The sequence below is a fragment of the Vibrio ostreae genome, from assembly GCF_019226825.1.
Classification (GTDB): Bacteria; Pseudomonadota; Gammaproteobacteria; order Enterobacterales; family Vibrionaceae; genus Vibrio; species Vibrio ostreae.
On record NZ_CP076642.1, the window covers coordinates 726,324 to 742,100 of the forward strand.

The window sequence follows — 15,777 nt, forward strand, 5'->3', positions numbered from 1 at the left end:
GGCACAGAAAGTGTGCTTTGGATAACAAAAAACCGAGCCTGTTGAGGCTCGGTTTGTGATTATTTCCCGGCAAATGGTTACAAACTATAATCTGATCGCCAAAGTGTCGGGTGAGGGCGCATAAAACGTCACAGCACCTTAGCCAGGAACTGCTTAAGCCGCGGATGCTGAGGGTCATCAAACACCGCTTTGGGTTGGTCGTCCACCAGCAGTTTGCCCTCTTCCATAAACAGGACACGATCCGCCACTTCACGGGCAAAGCCCATTTCGTGGGTTACGATCACCATGGTCATGCCTTCTTTCGCCAGACCTTTAATTACATCCAGCACTTCACCCACCATCTCCGGGTCCAGTGCCGATGTCGGCTCATCGAACAACATCAGATCAGGCTTCATCGCTAACGCACGGGCAATCGCCACACGCTGCTGCTGACCACCGGACAGATGAGACGGGTAGTTGTTCATGCGATCTTCCAACCCCACCCGCTTAAGCAGATTTTTGGCATCCACCATAACATCGCTGTTCTGGCGCTTGGCCACTTTAAGCGGTGCTAACATCACGTTCTGTAATGCCGTCATGTGCGGAAACAAGTTGAAGCTCTGGAACACCATGCCGACGTTCTGCCGCAGTACGTTGATATCGGTCGACTTCGCGTACATATCAAACCCATCCACTATGATGGTGCCGGAAGAAATTTCTTCGAGCTGATTGAGCGTGCGTAAGAAGGTCGATTTACCAGAGCCGGACGGACCAATGATCGCGACCACTTCACCCCGTTTAACCGTGGTGGAGACTGACTTAAGTGCGTGGCATCCGTTCGGATAATATTTGTCAACTTCGCTGGCATAAACCATATCTTCGCCGTTGTATTCACTAGTCACTGGCCGATAACCTCTTCTCTAAACGTTGGATAGCCCACGACAAGGTCCCGGTGACCACCAGGTAAAGTGCCGCTACCGTAAACCAGACTTCAAATGGCGCAAAACTGCCGCTGACCACTTCACGTCCGGCCTTGGTCAGGTCGGTGATGGAAATCACTGAGACCAGTGAAGAATCTTTGATCAGGTTGATAAACTGACCGGCAAGTGGCGGCAGAGTGCGCTTCAATGCCTGAGGCAAAATGACATAACGCATCGCTTTCGGATAAGTCATGCCCAGTGAACGAGCCGCTTCCATCTGTCCATTCGGGATGGCCTGAATACCGGCACGCACGATCTCTGCAACGTACGCTCCGGTAAATACCGACAACGCAACCACACCGGCAGTAAAGCGCTCAAAATCGAGTACCGTGCCGATAAAGAAGTAAACAATAAAAATTTGTACCAGTAACGGCGTGCCGCGGATTAATTCCACGTAAGTAATGGCAAGATTGCGCACCGTAAGGTTTTTGGACACCCGCATCAGGCCGAATATCAGCCCGAGAATGACCGCGAATATCAATGAAATAAATGAAATTTCGATCGTGACCCACAATCCGGTCGCAATAGGGCCGAATTGCCACTCGTTGAGTTTGGCAACGGTATCGCCCTGGAAGATAAGGTCGCCTTCACCCACCATCAGTTGAGTGTAGTCTGTGATAACCTGCGGCGAAGCCTGGTTATCGAATTCTATGACTAGCTGGCCGTCTTTGATGCTTGCTGTGCCATCACCGGTTGCACGGATCTCCTGCATTTCGGTATTAATGACGTATGGCCACAAACGATCCCAGTGCCAGTTGTAATTAATGCTGCGCCCGGAAAAATACACCGCGCTGACCAGCATTAGCATGATCAGACCATAAATCAGATGTCCGACCCAATTTGAGGATTTTGACTGCATCACTCAGATTCTCTTTATTCTTGGAATGAACCGGGCAGTCGGGCCGCCCGGCTTTGGCAACTTAAGTGACGACGTTTACTGTACGTCACTCAGCCAGCTGTCACTTTTGAACCACTTATCGTAGATACGATCATAAGTACCATCGCCCTGAATCTGGCGCAGGTAGTTGTTCAGGAAGTTAAGGAAGTTCGGGTCATCCTGACGGATTGCCCAACCCAGCGGCTCATAGGTAAACGGTTTTTCGAGGTGCACCACTTTGCCCTTGTTTTGCGCGCTGTAAATCGCGTTGTAAGGCAAGTCATAAACGAAGGCATCCGCTTTGCCGTTAACGACCTGCAGCACAGCATCCACTTCCGTGTCATACAGGTCAAGCTTCGCGTTTGGTACGTATTTTTTCGCCGCTTCAGCACCTGTAGTCCCCAGCTTAGTAGCGATGGTGTATTTCGGATCGTTCAGATCTTTGTAGCTGGTCACTTTTCCTTCCAGTTTTGGCGACAACACCACAGACTGACCGATAACGATGTATGGCGTGGCAAAGTTCACTTTCAGGTTACGTTCCGCTGTTACCGTCATACCCGCCATAATGATGTCACATTTACCGGTTTGCATCGCAGGAATGATGCCATCCCATGCCGTGTTGACCGGCGTAAACTTCACCCCCCATTGAACGCGCCATATATTTCGCGATATCAATGTCAAAACCGATGTAGCGACCATCCTTGGTTTTCATTTCGAACGGCATGTAACCCGCATCGAAACAGACTTTAAGTTCACCTGTATTTAAAATGTTTTCCAGCGCAGACTCCGCCGCAGAAGCCTGAGAGGCACCTAACAGAGAGCAAGCGAAAAGCAGCCCGGCTGCAGAAGATTTAATGAACTTTTTCATATTATCCCTTATGTAGATCTTGTTATTTTGTCGTTCGTCCTATGACAAAAACGCTGTCTGACGACACAAATGTGACTGACATTAACGTCTTGCAGATAATGCGATATTTTATCGCCGAGTTCCACCAACTTTTCGAATTTATAACCAATAGCGTGGTATAAATATGCAACCACTACCTGAGTAAACGCTGCAAGTCCCGAATTAAATCTTCCGCGGCCTCCAGGCCAATCGAAAGTCTCACCACGCCTTGTCCGGCATCGCGACAAAAATCGGCTTTTTGTTGCGGCGTAAAGCGGTAAGTTGACGCATCTAAGTCGTCGGTTCTCATTACCACAGCCAGGCTGCGCTGATGACCAATAGAATAAGCATAATAAAAAAGCGCCGATTCCTGGGCAAAACGCTGCTCGATCAAATCAATGTCATCGACCTGGAATGCAATAATGCCGCCAAAATGATCCATTTGACGCTGCGCCAGACTAAATTGCTGGTGTGAGGCCAATCCGGGGTATAAAACTCGTGCTACACGCGGATGGCTTTCCAGCCACTGAGCTATCTGTAACGCGGAGTCACACAAGGTTTTCATCCGCGGATAAAGCGTCTCCATCCCGCGCATAATTAGCCAGGCACTTTGTGCCGAGAGTGTCGCGCCCAGATAAACGCCTGCCATCGCTCTGATGGGTGACAACAGCGCTTTACTGCCCAGGATACAGCCCCCCAGCACATCGCCATGACCATTGATGAATTTGGTCAGCGAGTGGATGACAAAGTCCGCTCCCAGATCCAGTGGACGGGTCACAACCGGGGTAGAAAACGTGCTATCGACACTGAGCCGTACTCCGTGAGATTTCAGACACTGCGCCAGCGCGCCAATATCGGTTAAGCGAAGCAAAGGATTACTCGGGGTCTCAATATGCACTAACTTGGTGTTCTTTTTAAGCGCCTGTTGCACATTATTAGTGCATTCAGTATTAACTACCGACACTTCAATCCCAAATCCAGGCAACACCTGAGTGGCAAATTCATACACGGCGGCGTAACACATATCACTGACTATCAGGTGATCGCCTGCTTTGAGTACCGAGAGAAACAGACCGGAAGCGGCTGCCATACCCGTTGCGGTAGCCAGGGCTTCTTCTGCGTGTTCCAGCACTGCCAGCCTTTGCTCTAAAAGGCGCACCGTAGGATTGGTCCATCCGGCATACAGGTAAGGCGCATCCGCAATGTCATCCAGTCCGCAGGCCGAAAATGCGCCACTTTCCGGACTGAAACTGTGATTGACTGACATGACGATACTGGGCGCGATCGCCTGATGAACCGGGTCGGCCTGCAACATAGCATGCAACGCCTGAGTCTGCGGCGCATAGGTCTCTGGTTCAGTCTGGTCAGCATCATGATAGTGCATAATTACTCATTTCCTTTTACACGGGTTTAAATAGGAGGTTGAGCACCATTGTCAATTCGATTGGCGCACAAAAATCGGCTATCCTAGCCGCCAAGATGCACAATCGCCGCATTTTTGCGGTCAATGATGCGGCCAGACCGCACAAGGATGACTATGAGTTCCCCACTGGATACGTTTGATCAGAAGATTCTCGAACTGATGCAGCGTAATTGTCGCCTGGCGGCAGATGTGATAGCTGAGCAGGTTGGACTGTCCGCCTCAGCGGTGCAGCGCCGGATTAAAAAACTGCGTGAAGAGGGGGTAATCCGGGCTGAAGTGGCGATTGTCGATCCGGCAGTGACCAGCCATAAGATGACGTTTCTGGCCGGGGTTGAGATTGACCGTGATAACTACGCAGTACTGAGCCGCTTCAAACGCTGGGCAGAAGGACAGAATACCGTGCAGCAAGTGTTCTACGTCACCGGCCATGTCGACCTGATGCTGGTGATCACCGCGCCGGATACCCGGGCTTATGACGCCTTTATCGAACAACTGATGCAACTTTATCCGCAGATCAAACGAGTCACCACCAATGTAGTGCTGGATACACCGAAAAAAAGCCTCTACGTACCGGTCTGCGACGAAGATATCACCGCTTAAGTTGAGCGCATTGCAGAGGCAACACGGCCACCGAAACGGGGGCGTAAAAAAACCGAGGACAGACCTCGGTTTTGATTGGCTCTTTGCAACTATTCGTCGTCGGACTTATTGGATGCCCACACGTAAAGCAGTTCCAGTGCGATGGTTGCGCCGGCCAGTGACGTCAAGTCACTCTGATCGTATGGCGGAGATACTTCAACCACATCCATACCCACCAGATTAATGCCTTTCAGCGCCCGGATGATTTTCAGAATTTTGTCTGAACTCAGGCCGCCGCACACCGGCGTACCAGTACCCGGTGCGAACGCCGGATCCAGGCAGTCAATGTCAAACGTCAGATAAACCGGCTTATCACCGATAATGTGTTTAATCTGACCGACAATTTCATCCACCGCCATGTCGTTAGCCTGCATTGCATTGATCACGTTGAAGCCATGACCTTCCTGCTTATACTCTGTACGAATACCGATCTGCACTGAATGACGCGGAGAAATCAATCCCTCCTTCGGCGCATGGTAGAACATGGTGCCGTGGTCATAGGCGCTGCCATTGGCATAAGTGTCGGTATGAGCGTCGAAGTGAATCAGCGCCATCTCGCCGTGATGCTTGGCATACGCACGCAGAATCGGCAGGGTAATAAAATGATCCCCGCCCAGAGCCAGCATGGTTTTACCGCTCTTCAGGATCTCATTGGTGGCTGCTTCCAGACGATAGGTAAAATCCTCTGCGTCACCGCAATCAAACACCAAATCACCGGCATCAACTACGTTAATGCGCTTGAACAGATTGAAATCCCACGGGAATTTCTTGCCTTCCCACGCCAGGTTAACCGAAGCGCGACGAATGGCATCCGGTCCCATACGCGCACCGGGACGGCCGGACGTTGCCATATCCAACGGTACACCCAGCACGACGATATCGGCGTCTGTTTCCAGCGGATCACGCTGGTACGGACGACGCACGAACGTCATCGCGTTGGAGTAGAGTGAATAATCAGTTTTAGTAAACAAATCATTCATTTAAAAATCCTCTAGATAAGTATAACCGTTCAGGCCCTGTTCCAGTTCGGCCAAAACAGTCGCTTGTTCCTGCGCCGCCACTCGCTGGCTTACCAGCTGACGATAATTGGTGCGAATCGCATCCACATCAATATGTACGTAACGCATCATGTCTTCGACCGTATCACCTTCATTGACGAAGGTAATGTCTGACTCACCCTGATCGGTAATGTTGACCACCACACTGTGGGTATCACCAAACAGGTTGTGCATGTCGCCCAGGATTTCCTGGTAAGCCCCCACCAGGAAAAAGCCCATCAGATATGGCTGATCTTGGTTCCAGGCGGGTACCGGCAGAGTCGTTTCAATCCCCTGGCCTTCCACGTACTGTTCCACAGCGCCGTCCGAGTCACAGGTAATGTCCAGCATCACCGCGCGACGGTCGGCCATGTTTTCCAGTCCTGACAAAGGCAGGACCGGAAACACCTGATCGATACCCCAGGCATCCGGCAGCGACTGGAACAACGAAAAGTTGACGAAGAACTTATCCGCCAACCGGTTCTGCAGTTCATCCAGGATTGGACGGTGGAAACGGTTTTTGGTGCTCATTTTCTGGCGCAGTTCATGATAAATACGCAGTGACAGCTGCTCCACCCAAGCCCGGTGCTGCAAATTGATCACACCGGTTGCAAACAGGCTGTGCGCTTCGGACAAGTCACTTTGCGTGTCGTTAAACAACTCAATCAGAGCACGGGCATCACTGCCTTCGCTCAGGTTTTCCCAACTGCGCCACATGTTCTGCAGCAGGATCGGGGCGTCCTCTTCCGGCGCTTCAATCGCTTCCGGCTGGTACGACTCAGCACCAATCACGTTAGTAATCAGCACAGCGTGATGCGCCGTTACCGAACGACCGGATTCCGAGATAATGGTTGGCATCGGCTGGTTGTACAAAGTACACACATCACCGACTGTGTTAACGATGTTGCGGGCGTATTCCAGCAAACCGTAGTTCATCGAGTTCGATGACTGGCTGCGGGTGCCGTCATAATCCACCGCCAAACCGCCCCCCACATCAAAGTACTGGATCTGTGCACCCAGCTCACGCAGCTCGCAGTAGAAACGCGCCGATTCATTCACACCGTTGCGCACGTCGCGAATATTCGCCATCTGCGAACCGAGGTGGAAATGTACTAACTGTAGCGCGTCTAACTGCTGTTCCTGTTTCAGGCGGTCAATCACACTCAGCACCTGAGCCGCCGCCAGACCAAACTTAGATTTGTCGCCACCGCTCGACTGCCACTTACCCGCTCCCTGAGACGCAAGACGAATACGCAGGCCCAGGCGTGGTTTCACACCCAGACTTTTGGCCTCTTTCAGAACCAGATCCAGCTCAGACAGTTTCTCCAGCACGATGAACACTTTGTGGCCCAGTTTTTCACCGATCAGAGCCAAACGCATGTACTCACGGTCTTTGTAACCGTTACATACAATCACAGAGCTGGCTTGCTGTGCCATGGCCAACACCGCTAGAAGCTCGGGCTTACTGCCTGCTTCCAGACCGAGCTGCTTGGTTTCCAGCTCTGCCTGGCTGGCGAGGATTTCATCCACCACTTCTTTTTGCTGGTTCACTTTAATCGGGTAAACCAACAGGTATTTGTTCGGGTAATCGTACTCTTCAATCGCCTGGTTAAACGCATCACAAATGTTGTGCACACGCTGATGCAGGATTTGCGGAAAACGCACCAATACCGGCAAATTCAAATTACGCGCTTCGAGTTGCTTTACAATAGAACTCAACTGAGTGGGGTGAGCTCCGTCTTTACGGGGCGAAACATACACTTCGCCATGATCGTCAATGCCAAAAAAACCCTGGCTCCAGTAATGAACGTTGTAATCAGCTCGAACGCTGTCTAATTTGGATTGTTGCTCCACATCAAGTCTCACAATATCAAGAGAATTTGTCTGTGGCTTTGCGATAAAGCCACACCCGACACCCTAAATGTCACGCGCTTTATCAGGCAAAACACCCTAGGTGTCTAATGATAATAATTTGTCGTCAGGACAAGCTTTGGTTATAGCGCATAACTTTGCAAATTAATGAGTAATCAACAAATTTGCCCGGTGCCCTATCAAAGAATAGATCAAGATGAAGCCTTGTCAGATGAGAGTGGAAAAGAAAAGCGCGCTCCGGGAGCGCGCTAAGTTAATGCATAAAGTAATTGTGACTATTATTCAATTGCTTGTATATATTTAATCCGCTTGAGTTGCTTTGACTAACGCATCAAACTTTTTATTGCCATACAGGGACTCAAAATCTGCTTCATCAGCGATCAGTTCGCGCAGCGAAGGGGTAGTTTCCAGCGCGCGGGTCATGTCTTCCATCGCTTGTTCTTCTGCCCCCAAACGCGCATAAGCACAGGCACGCTGGTACAGGGCCGGACCATTATTTTCATCCAGTTCGAGCACTCGGTTACACAGGCTCATTGCCCAGTGGTACTCTTTAATCTCCATCGCAGCATCGGCTTTGTAGGTTAATGCTTCCAAATCACCAGGGCGGATTTTAAGAATTTCATCGTACACTTCGATGCGCTGGTCAGCGGTCTGCGCGTTCTGCGCTCGCAGCCACAGGTTGTGTATCTCGTTAATAATTTCGATTTCACGGTTATTCTCCGACAGCATCCGGGTTTTACGCTTCAAATCCCGCTCCAGTGCCACGAACTTCTTCTCATATTCCATGGCAATTTTGTTGAGACGCTTATCCGCCATTTCACGGGTGTTATGTTTCACTTCCCGTAACGACTGCCAGCCGACTAACGCCACCAGCGATGCAACTCCGGCGATGATATAGAAGAAATAAGTCACGGTAACATTGGCGTAGTTCATCGATTTATCCGCCACCGTCAACTCACGATCGGTAATTTGGGTGATCACCCTGCGCTCGAGATCCTGCTGGTCCTGACGCAAAGATTTCAATTCATCAAGAATGTAACGTTCCATCAGTGGCCGATCCAGTAATGCTGATTCTGAGTAAGCCGGCGCCTGTTGTTGTGCTGTGTCCTGCGCGGCTTCTTCGGCCTCTTCGGCTGAGACTCCGAAAGTGAACAACATAGCCAAACAGCTGATTATTAGCCAAATTTTATGCACGTAGCGCTCCTTAAATGATGCATTTCCTGTCAGTGGAAAGCAGATTGAATGCTGTATTTTGTCGGTGTGTTACCCGATTATTCTACTAATACAAAACATTCTAACTCAAATTAACTGTAAGTTTTTTGAAAATTTAATTTTTCTTATAAATCATAGAAATAAGTAAAGATCGCAACATCTTTCTCTCTTTAACAACTTGATAACTGCGAAGTTAATGTTTAGTGTACTATACATATTTACAATTTATCGTCGCTAATTTTTGACGACAACAAAGGATGTAAATGATGTCAACCATGCTAGAAGTTAACAACCTCTATAAGGTGTTTGGAGAGACACCGCAAGAGGCATTCGCCCTGATCGATAAGGGGCTCAACAAAGATGAGATTTTCGAGCAAACCGGCCTTACTGTGGGGGTTAAGGACGTGTCTCTCTCGATCAATGAGGGTGAGATTTTTGTCATTATGGGGTTGTCCGGTTCCGGTAAATCGACCCTGGTCCGCTTGCTGAACCGCCTGATTGAACCCACCCGTGGCAGTGTATTGCTCAAGGGTAAAGACATTGCCCAGATCTCGGATAACGAACTGAGAAAAGTTCGGCGTCAAAACATTTCCATGGTGTTCCAGAACTTTGCGCTAATGCCGCATATGACAGTGATTGAAAATGCCGCCTTCGGTCTGGAGCTGGCTGGTGTTGCCGAGCAGCAACGCCACACTGCCGCCAAAGCCGCTCTGCAACGAGTAGGCTTGGAGGCTTATTGCGATTCATACCCCGATGAATTGTCAGGCGGGATGAAGCAACGGGTCGGGCTGGCACGTGCACTGACCAATGACCCGGACATCCTGCTGATGGACGAAGCTTTTTCTGCTCTCGACCCGTTAATCCGAACCGAAATGCAGGACGAACTGATTCGACTGCAGAATGACGATAAACGTACCATTGTCTTTATTTCTCATGACCTGGATGAAGCGATGCGCATCGGTGACCGCATCGCCATCATGCAAGACGGGGTTGTGGTCCAGGTCGGAACACCCGATGAAATCCTGCATCATCCGGCTAATGATTATGTCAGTTCTTTCTTCCGCGGCGTCAATGTCGCCAGCGTCTTCTGTGCCAAAGATATCGCGCGCAAAAAGCCGGCTGCGATGTTCAAAAACACGATAACGATGGTCCTGCGGCGGCAATGCAACTGCTGATGGACAACGATCGCGAATACGGCATCGTGGTCGATCGCAGCAATAAGTACACCGGGATCGTTTCCCTCGATTCTCTCAAAGCCGCCAAACGCGAGCAACGCTCTCTCAGCAGTGCCCTGCTAGATGACACCATCACTATTGACCCGAACGTCTCTGTGGGCGATCTGATAGGCCAGGTCGCCGAAGTGCCTTACTCAGTGCCAGTCGTCGATGCCCAAGGTCACTACTATGGTGTGATCACCAAAAGCCGCTTACTGCAAACTTTAGATAGGGAATAATCATGACGACGGAAACGATAACTTCGGCTGCACAAGCCGCCGATCCCTGGGGCGCCGCGAATCAGGCTGCGTCATCAAACAGCGATCCCTGGGCTGGCAATGCCACATCTTCAGGGGCAGACTGGCTTAATACCGCCACTCCTGATGCCACGCCTTTTGACTGGCTACATCCATTCAAAGACGCGATTCTGCCCTTTGACAGCTGGGTTGAAACCACTCTTGACTGGCTCGTGACCCACGGACGCCCCGTATTTCAGGCGATTCGCATCCCGATAGACTTAATACTGACCTCATTTCAAACCGCATTGGTATCCACCCCTGCTCCGGTCATGCTGCTGATTCTGTTTCTGATCACCTGGCAACTGGCTGGTTCAAGAATGGGCATCGCGACGTTCTGCTCATTACTGGTCGTCGGCCTGATCGGCGCCTGGGATGAAGCCATGGTCACACTGGCACTGGTGATGACCTCAGTGTTCTTCTGCCTGCTGATCGGGCTGCCGCTGGGTATCTGGCTGGCACGCAGTGAGACCGCAGGCAAAATTATCCGGCCGGTGCTGGACGCGATGCAGACCACGCCCGCCTTCGTCTATCTGGTGCCGATTGTAATGCTGTTTGGTATCGGTAACGTGCCGGGCGTGGTGGTGACGATTATCTTCGCCCTGCCGCCTATCGTGCGTCTGACTATCTTGGGTATCCAGCAGGTACCTGAGGAGCTGATTGAAGCCGGTCACGCCTTTGGCGCCAGTCCGAAACAGATGTTGTATCGCATTCAGTTACCGCTGGCGATGCCAACCATTATGGCCGGCGTCAACCAGACGCTGATGCTGTCGCTGTCCATGGTCGTGATCGCATCCATGATTGCGGTCGGCGGTTTAGGTCAGATGGTGCTGCGTGGTATTGGCCGTCTCGACATGGGCTTAGCCGCAGTCGGTGGTCTGGGTATCGTCATTCTGGCGATTCTTCTCGACCGGATTACTCAGTCCATAGGCGCAAACAGCCGTGACAAGAAAACCCATTGGTACCAGAAAGGCCCGGCCTCACTGGTATACCACCTGAAACAGAAACTGATTCACACAGAAGGTAAAAACACGCTAGGAGAACAGAAATGAAGTTAGCATGGAAGACAATACTCACCACAGGATTTGTGGCCGGTACAACACTCGCAGCCCCGGCCTTTGCCAAGTTGCCTGGTGAGGGTATTACAGTGCAACCGGTTCAGTCGACAGTGGCTGAAGAAACGTTCCAGACGCTGATCGTTAATAAAGCGATGGAAGCACTAGGTTACACCGTATTACCAACCAAAGAAGTGGATTACAACGTCGGTTACACCTCGATCAGCGAAGGCGATGCCACCTATCTGGCGGTTAACTGGGCGCCGCTGCACAAAGACAAATATCAGGCAGCCGGCGGTGACGCTAAATTTTATCGTAAAGGCGAGTATATTTCTGGCGCTGCACAAGGGTATCTGATTGATAAAAAAACCGCAGACAAGTACCACATCACCAATATTGAACAGCTCAAAGATCCGAAAATCGCCAAGCTGTTTGACGCCAACGATGATGGCAAAGCGGATTTAACCGGTTGTACTCCGGGCTGGGGCTGTGAAGGTGTAATAGAACATCAGATGGATGCTTTTGGCCTGCGTGACACTGTCACTCACAATCAGGGTAACTATGCCGCAATCATAGCCGATACCATCTCGCGCTATAAAAAAGGCGATTCAATCTTCTACTACACCTGGACTCCGTATTGGGTAAGTGGTGTGCTGGTTCCGGGTAAAGATGTTGTGTGGCTGGAAGTGCCCTTCTCTGCTCTGCCTGGCGATCGCAGCGACGTAGATACCACACTGCCGAATGGCAAAAATTACGGCTTCCAGATGAACTCGATGAAAATCGTCGCCAACAAGCAGTTTGCTGACAACAACCCGGCCGCAGCGAAACTGTTCGAAGTGATGAAACTCAACATCAATGATGTCAGTGCTGAAAACATGATGATGAGTCAGGGTCATAATTCCGAGCAGGATATTGAAGCGCATGCCGATGGCTGGATTAAAGCGCACCAGAAACTGTTCAATTCATGGATTGAAAGCGCTAAACAGGCCGCGATGTAATCACCACCAGGCAAAGGTGAAGTGATAGGCACCGGCGGGCTAATCGAGCTCACTAACGTCAGGGGAGATTAGCCTGCCCGGTCATGAACATCAGACGCTTATCACTATTCAGTTAATTCAGTTAATTCAGATAACTCAGGTAACTCAGTGATAAGCGGGCATTTCAGCCCCAAACATATATTTCGCACCACGCCGATATTGCGTGCCAAATAACAATTCAGTACCCAACTATTATAATGATAACGACAAGTCAGGCAGTTTTCTCTTCAGAGCGATAGGACGGAGAACGCCAATAAGACTTGATGGAGGATAACTTGGATATCCACGAGGAAGTATTAGTCGCGATACGACAAATCATACGCGCTATTGATCTGCACTCCAAAAAACTCAACAAAGACTTTGGACTGACCAGCCCGCAACTGCTGTTGATGAGAGCAATCAAAGCCGAACCGAGCATGACCATACGTCAGTTGTCTGGCGCGACCAACATGAGTCAGGCAACAGCCACCAGCATTCTGGATCGACTGGAAAAACGTGAACTGGTGAAACGGGAACGCGATACCACCGATAAACGTAAGGTGCACGCCCATCTCACGTCAGAAGGAGAGAAGATTCTTTCAGCCGCGCCGCAAATGCTGCAGGATGACTTTGTGCACCAGTTTCGTGCCTTGGACAAATGGGAGCAGACCCTGATTCTTTCTTCGCTGCAGCGTTTAGCACGGATGATGAATGCGCCGGAAATCACTCCCGACGCTTTATTACTCACCATAGAGAATGAAGATGCAGAGCCGCTCAAACTTCCGTAAGGCTCAACTAATCTTGCGCACCGTCATGACGCCGTTTTATTTGTACTTCGGCCAATAAAACAGCACATCCCCGGTTAAGGGGATAATTCAATTTGTAATTCCCTGTAATTCAGTTATTTTGAAGCAAACTTCTGTGTGCGTTGCCACTATGGATTACATCGCTTTATTACAAGACTATTACCAATGGTGGATCACCATTGTTGCTCTGCTCATTTACCCTAAAATTGCCAAGGTGCTGCTGCGCCTGTTTGAAAGCACCGTGAGCGATCGTCATGACGTTCATCGCATCAAGCGCGCGCGCTGGCTGATCAAAGCAGCCATGCTGATCACCCTGCTACTGACCTTAATGATGATGTGGGGGATTGAGCTACGCGGCTTGCTGGTGGTGGGCTCGTCTCTGTTTGCCTTATTGGGCGTCGGCCTGTTCGCCAGTTGGTCGCTGCTGAGCAATGTCACCTCGTTCCTGGCGCTGTTTATTCAAAATCATTGCCGGATTGGCCTGTGGGTCCGCGTGGTCGATGGCGCTAACCATGTTGAGGGCCGAATTGTCGATATGACCTTCCTCAATGTCGTACTCGATACCGTTGATGGCAACCGCATCCTTTACCCGAATAATCTGTTTATTGTTCGCCCCGTGATTGTGCTGAGCAAAGCACCGGAAAAAGCGCTCAAGAAAGCAGACAAAAAGCAATTACCGAATGGAGTGAAACGTTGAGCGAGTACCAGGATCTGTCACAACAAATTCAAACCCTGGCCCAGGCTGACGACGATCAGCATCAAGTGGCTCTGCTTGGGGAAATGGTCGAAAACGGACTGGATGAAGGCTCACTGGCACTGATTCTGGAAGCGTTTCCGGTCGATGACCGGGTACGTTTATGGCGTAGCCTGCCGATGGAGATGCACATCGATGTGCTGACCGAAATGCGTGCCGACGTGCGGGTTTCTGTTATCAAAGCCCTGTCCGAAGCCGAGCTGAAACTGACTCTGGCCAATCTGGACAACTTATCACTGATCGAATGGGAAGACTCTCTGCCGGATGAGATCGTCTCGGAAGCACTGCGTCTTATCAGCCGTGACGAGCTTGAGTTGTATGATCAGGCCAATGAATTTGAAGATGACGAAATCGGCCACTGGGCAGACAGAAAGCTGTTTACCCTGCCGTTTGGGATCAGCGTAACCCGAGCTCTGGCCCTGATCGATAAATACCATCTGGAATCACCGCAATACATTTATCTGATTACCAAAGCGCGTAAATTCCGTGGAGTGGTGGCCTACAGTGATATTCTGCAAGCCGAGCGCAGCACACCGATCAAAGAGCTGAAAAAGGATGAACTGGTCCTGATCAACGCTCGTCAATCCCTGTCCGATGCCGTCGAAGCGCTGGAGCATGCTGACCTGCCCATGGTGCCGGTGGTCAGTGACGATGATACTCTGGTGGGTGCGGTTGACTGGCAGTTTGCCCTCAGTACGCAACGTGAATTGTACGAAGCGCGCCTGATGGCGGGTACCGGTATGGATGAAGGCGATGACCTGTTTGCTCCGGTCGTGCGCAGTTCCAAACGCCGTGGTGTCTGGCTCGGTATCAACCTGCTGACCGCTATTCTGGCCTCGGTCACAATTGGCCTGTTTGAAGATGTCATTTCCCAGGTCGTAGCCCTGGCAGTGTTAATGCCGATTGTCGCATCAATGGGCGGTATCGCCGGCAGTCAGACCCTGACTCTGATGGTACGAGCCATGGCACTCAATCAGGTCACGACAGGTAACCGCATTGCACTGATGAAAAACGAACTGGGCATCGGCGCCATTAACGGCGTAGTGTGGGCACTGATCATCGGCGGTGTCGCCGGGCTCTGGTTTCAGTCACCTATGATTGGCTACACCATTTCGCTGGCGATCGTGGTCAATATCATTACCGCGGCACTGTTTGGTGTGCTGATCCCTATTATTCTGGATAGACTGAAGCTCGATCCGGCATTGGCAGGATCGGTGATTCTGACCACAGTCACGGATGTGGTGGGTTTCTTCGCTTTCCTTGGCACCGCCAGCCTGGTGATGCTGTAACGACCTCTTTTATTAGCGCATGTTGTCAAATGCCCTGCAGCTGCAGGGCATTTTGGTTACTGCAAGAGTAAATTAAATCCACACCGGCCTCTTGAAGTCAGCAACAACGACCTTACATATATGGGTAAGTGGCCAGCGGCAACGCTGCTTTCGCCCACGCAGTTTGTTAACTTGAGGGTACGTCTGCACCCTCTTTTTAAGGAGGTGTGTATGAACTCTTATCCAACCGTGCAGTTGCACATCACTGAACCAGCCTCAGGCCCGGCACCGAGCATATGGCCTGCAGCACAATCATTTCCACGTTACCATCATGAGGCTATTTTCAGCCTGCCGGCGCTGCGGTACCCAACACATAAACCTATCTTGTGGTTGATTACGCTGGATATAAGCAAACTGGCTGAGCAACTGAATGTCACCGTGCATTGACAGGGGGCAGAACACC

General features: G+C 50.7%; 13 protein-coding genes and 2 pseudogenes. 8 read left to right on the forward strand and 7 right to left on the reverse strand.

Going from position 1 to position 15,777, the window contains the following annotated elements; translation table 11 throughout:
• Positions 1-128: 128 nt before the first annotated feature.
• The 4 genes and pseudogenes from KNV97_RS03135 to KNV97_RS03150 form a co-directional block, all read right to left on the reverse strand.
• Positions 129-881, reverse strand: coding sequence for an amino acid ABC transporter ATP-binding protein (locus tag KNV97_RS03135; protein ID WP_456119789.1), 753 nt, complete (start codon positions 879-881; stop codon positions 129-131).
• Entirely contained in the window at positions 874-1,818 is a 945-nt protein-coding gene (locus tag KNV97_RS03140) for an amino acid ABC transporter permease (RefSeq protein WP_136484010.1), read from the reverse strand. The genes KNV97_RS03135 and KNV97_RS03140 overlap by 8 nt, the downstream gene beginning before the upstream one ends.
• 75 nt (positions 1,819-1,893) lie before the next feature.
• Positions 1,894-2,704, reverse strand: a pseudogene (locus tag KNV97_RS03145) (transporter substrate-binding domain-containing protein).
• Between the two features lie 172 nt (positions 2,705-2,876).
• Positions 2,877-4,106 carry a trans-sulfuration enzyme family protein gene (locus KNV97_RS03150; protein WP_218561500.1) on the reverse strand — a complete coding sequence of 410 codons (1,230 nt, stop codon included), beginning with the start codon at positions 4,104-4,106 and terminating at the stop codon, positions 2,877-2,879.
• Positions 4,107-4,259: 153 nt separating this feature from the next.
• Between KNV97_RS03150 and KNV97_RS03155 the strand changes: the two genes are divergently transcribed.
• Positions 4,260-4,745 carry an Lrp/AsnC family transcriptional regulator gene (locus tag KNV97_RS03155; RefSeq protein ID WP_218561501.1) on the forward strand — a complete coding sequence of 162 codons (486 nt, stop codon included), beginning with the start codon at positions 4,260-4,262 and terminating at the stop codon, positions 4,743-4,745.
• A gap of 89 nt (positions 4,746-4,834) precedes the next feature.
• On the opposite strand, the gene speB is transcribed toward KNV97_RS03155, so the two are convergent.
• The 3 genes from speB to KNV97_RS03170 form a co-directional block, all read right to left on the reverse strand.
• A complete protein-coding gene (gene speB / locus KNV97_RS03160) occupies positions 4,835-5,764 on the reverse strand; it encodes an agmatinase (protein WP_136483874.1) in 930 nt (309 codons plus the stop codon).
• Positions 5,765-7,675 (reverse strand): arginine decarboxylase, encoded by a 1,911-nt coding sequence (gene speA, locus KNV97_RS03165; RefSeq protein WP_168796972.1) that lies wholly within the window; start codon positions 7,673-7,675, stop codon positions 5,765-5,767.
• A 318-nt stretch (positions 7,676-7,993) separates the two neighbouring features.
• Positions 7,994-8,851: a TPR end-of-group domain-containing protein gene (locus KNV97_RS03170; RefSeq protein WP_136483872.1), complete on the reverse strand. Its 858-nt coding sequence runs from the start codon at positions 8,849-8,851 to the stop codon at positions 7,994-7,996.
• A gap of 320 nt (positions 8,852-9,171) precedes the next feature.
• Between KNV97_RS03170 and proV the strand changes: the two are divergent.
• The 7 genes and pseudogenes from proV (at position 9,172) to KNV97_RS03205 (ending at position 15,761) form a co-directional block, all read left to right on the forward strand.
• A pseudogene (proV, locus tag KNV97_RS03175) lies at positions 9,172-10,358 on the forward strand (glycine betaine/L-proline ABC transporter ATP-binding protein ProV).
• Between the two features lie 17 nt (positions 10,359-10,375).
• Positions 10,376-11,467: a glycine betaine/L-proline ABC transporter permease ProW gene (gene proW / locus KNV97_RS03180; protein ID WP_407701881.1), complete on the forward strand. Its 1,092-nt coding sequence runs from the start codon at positions 10,376-10,378 to the stop codon at positions 11,465-11,467.
• The gene (gene proX / locus KNV97_RS03185; protein ID WP_136483870.1) at positions 11,464-12,468 is read left to right on the forward strand and encodes a glycine betaine/L-proline ABC transporter substrate-binding protein ProX; all 1,005 of its coding nucleotides are present in this window, start codon (positions 11,464-11,466) and stop codon (positions 12,466-12,468) included. The genes proW and proX overlap by 4 nt, the downstream gene beginning before the upstream one ends.
• Before the next feature lie 314 nt (positions 12,469-12,782).
• Positions 12,783-13,274: a MarR family winged helix-turn-helix transcriptional regulator gene (locus tag KNV97_RS03190; protein WP_136483869.1), complete on the forward strand. Its 492-nt coding sequence runs from the start codon at positions 12,783-12,785 to the stop codon at positions 13,272-13,274.
• Between the two features lie 148 nt (positions 13,275-13,422).
• A complete protein-coding gene (locus KNV97_RS03195) occupies positions 13,423-13,989 on the forward strand; it encodes a mechanosensitive ion channel family protein (protein WP_136483868.1) in 567 nt (188 codons plus the stop codon).
• The gene (locus KNV97_RS03200) at positions 13,986-15,335 is read left to right on the forward strand and encodes a magnesium transporter (RefSeq protein ID WP_136483867.1); all 1,350 of its coding nucleotides are present in this window, start codon (positions 13,986-13,988) and stop codon (positions 15,333-15,335) included. Before KNV97_RS03195 ends, KNV97_RS03200 begins: the two co-directional genes overlap by 4 nt.
• Positions 15,336-15,545: 210 nt before the next feature.
• On the forward strand, positions 15,546-15,761 hold the full coding sequence (locus KNV97_RS03205) for a hypothetical protein (RefSeq protein ID WP_136483866.1): 216 nt from the start codon (positions 15,546-15,548) through the stop codon (positions 15,759-15,761).
• The last annotated feature ends 16 nt before the right edge of the window (positions 15,762-15,777 follow it).

What these genes read in the sequence shown, in the direction of transcription:
- KNV97_RS03195 (WP_136483868.1), top strand. Translation starts at nt 13,423, where the DNA reads ATGGATTACATCGCTTTATTACAAGACTATTACCAATGGTGGATCACC.
- KNV97_RS03170 (WP_136483872.1), bottom strand. Translation starts at nt 8,851, where the DNA reads ATGTTGTTCACTTTCGGAGTCTCAGCCGAAGAGGCCGAAGAAGCCGCG.
- speB (WP_136483874.1), bottom strand. Translation starts at nt 5,764, where the DNA reads ATGAATGATTTGTTTACTAAAACTGATTATTCACTCTACTCCAACGCG.
- KNV97_RS03150 (WP_218561500.1), bottom strand. Translation starts at nt 4,106, where the DNA reads ATGCACTATCATGATGCTGACCAGACTGAACCAGAGACCTATGCGCCG.
- KNV97_RS03140 (WP_136484010.1), bottom strand. Translation starts at nt 1,818, where the DNA reads ATGCAGTCAAAATCCTCAAATTGGGTCGGACATCTGATTTATGGTCTG.
- KNV97_RS03155 (WP_218561501.1), top strand. Translation starts at nt 4,260, where the DNA reads ATGAGTTCCCCACTGGATACGTTTGATCAGAAGATTCTCGAACTGATG.
- proX (WP_136483870.1), top strand. Translation starts at nt 11,464, where the DNA reads ATGAAGTTAGCATGGAAGACAATACTCACCACAGGATTTGTGGCCGGT.
- KNV97_RS03205 (WP_136483866.1), top strand. Translation starts at nt 15,546, where the DNA reads ATGAACTCTTATCCAACCGTGCAGTTGCACATCACTGAACCAGCCTCA.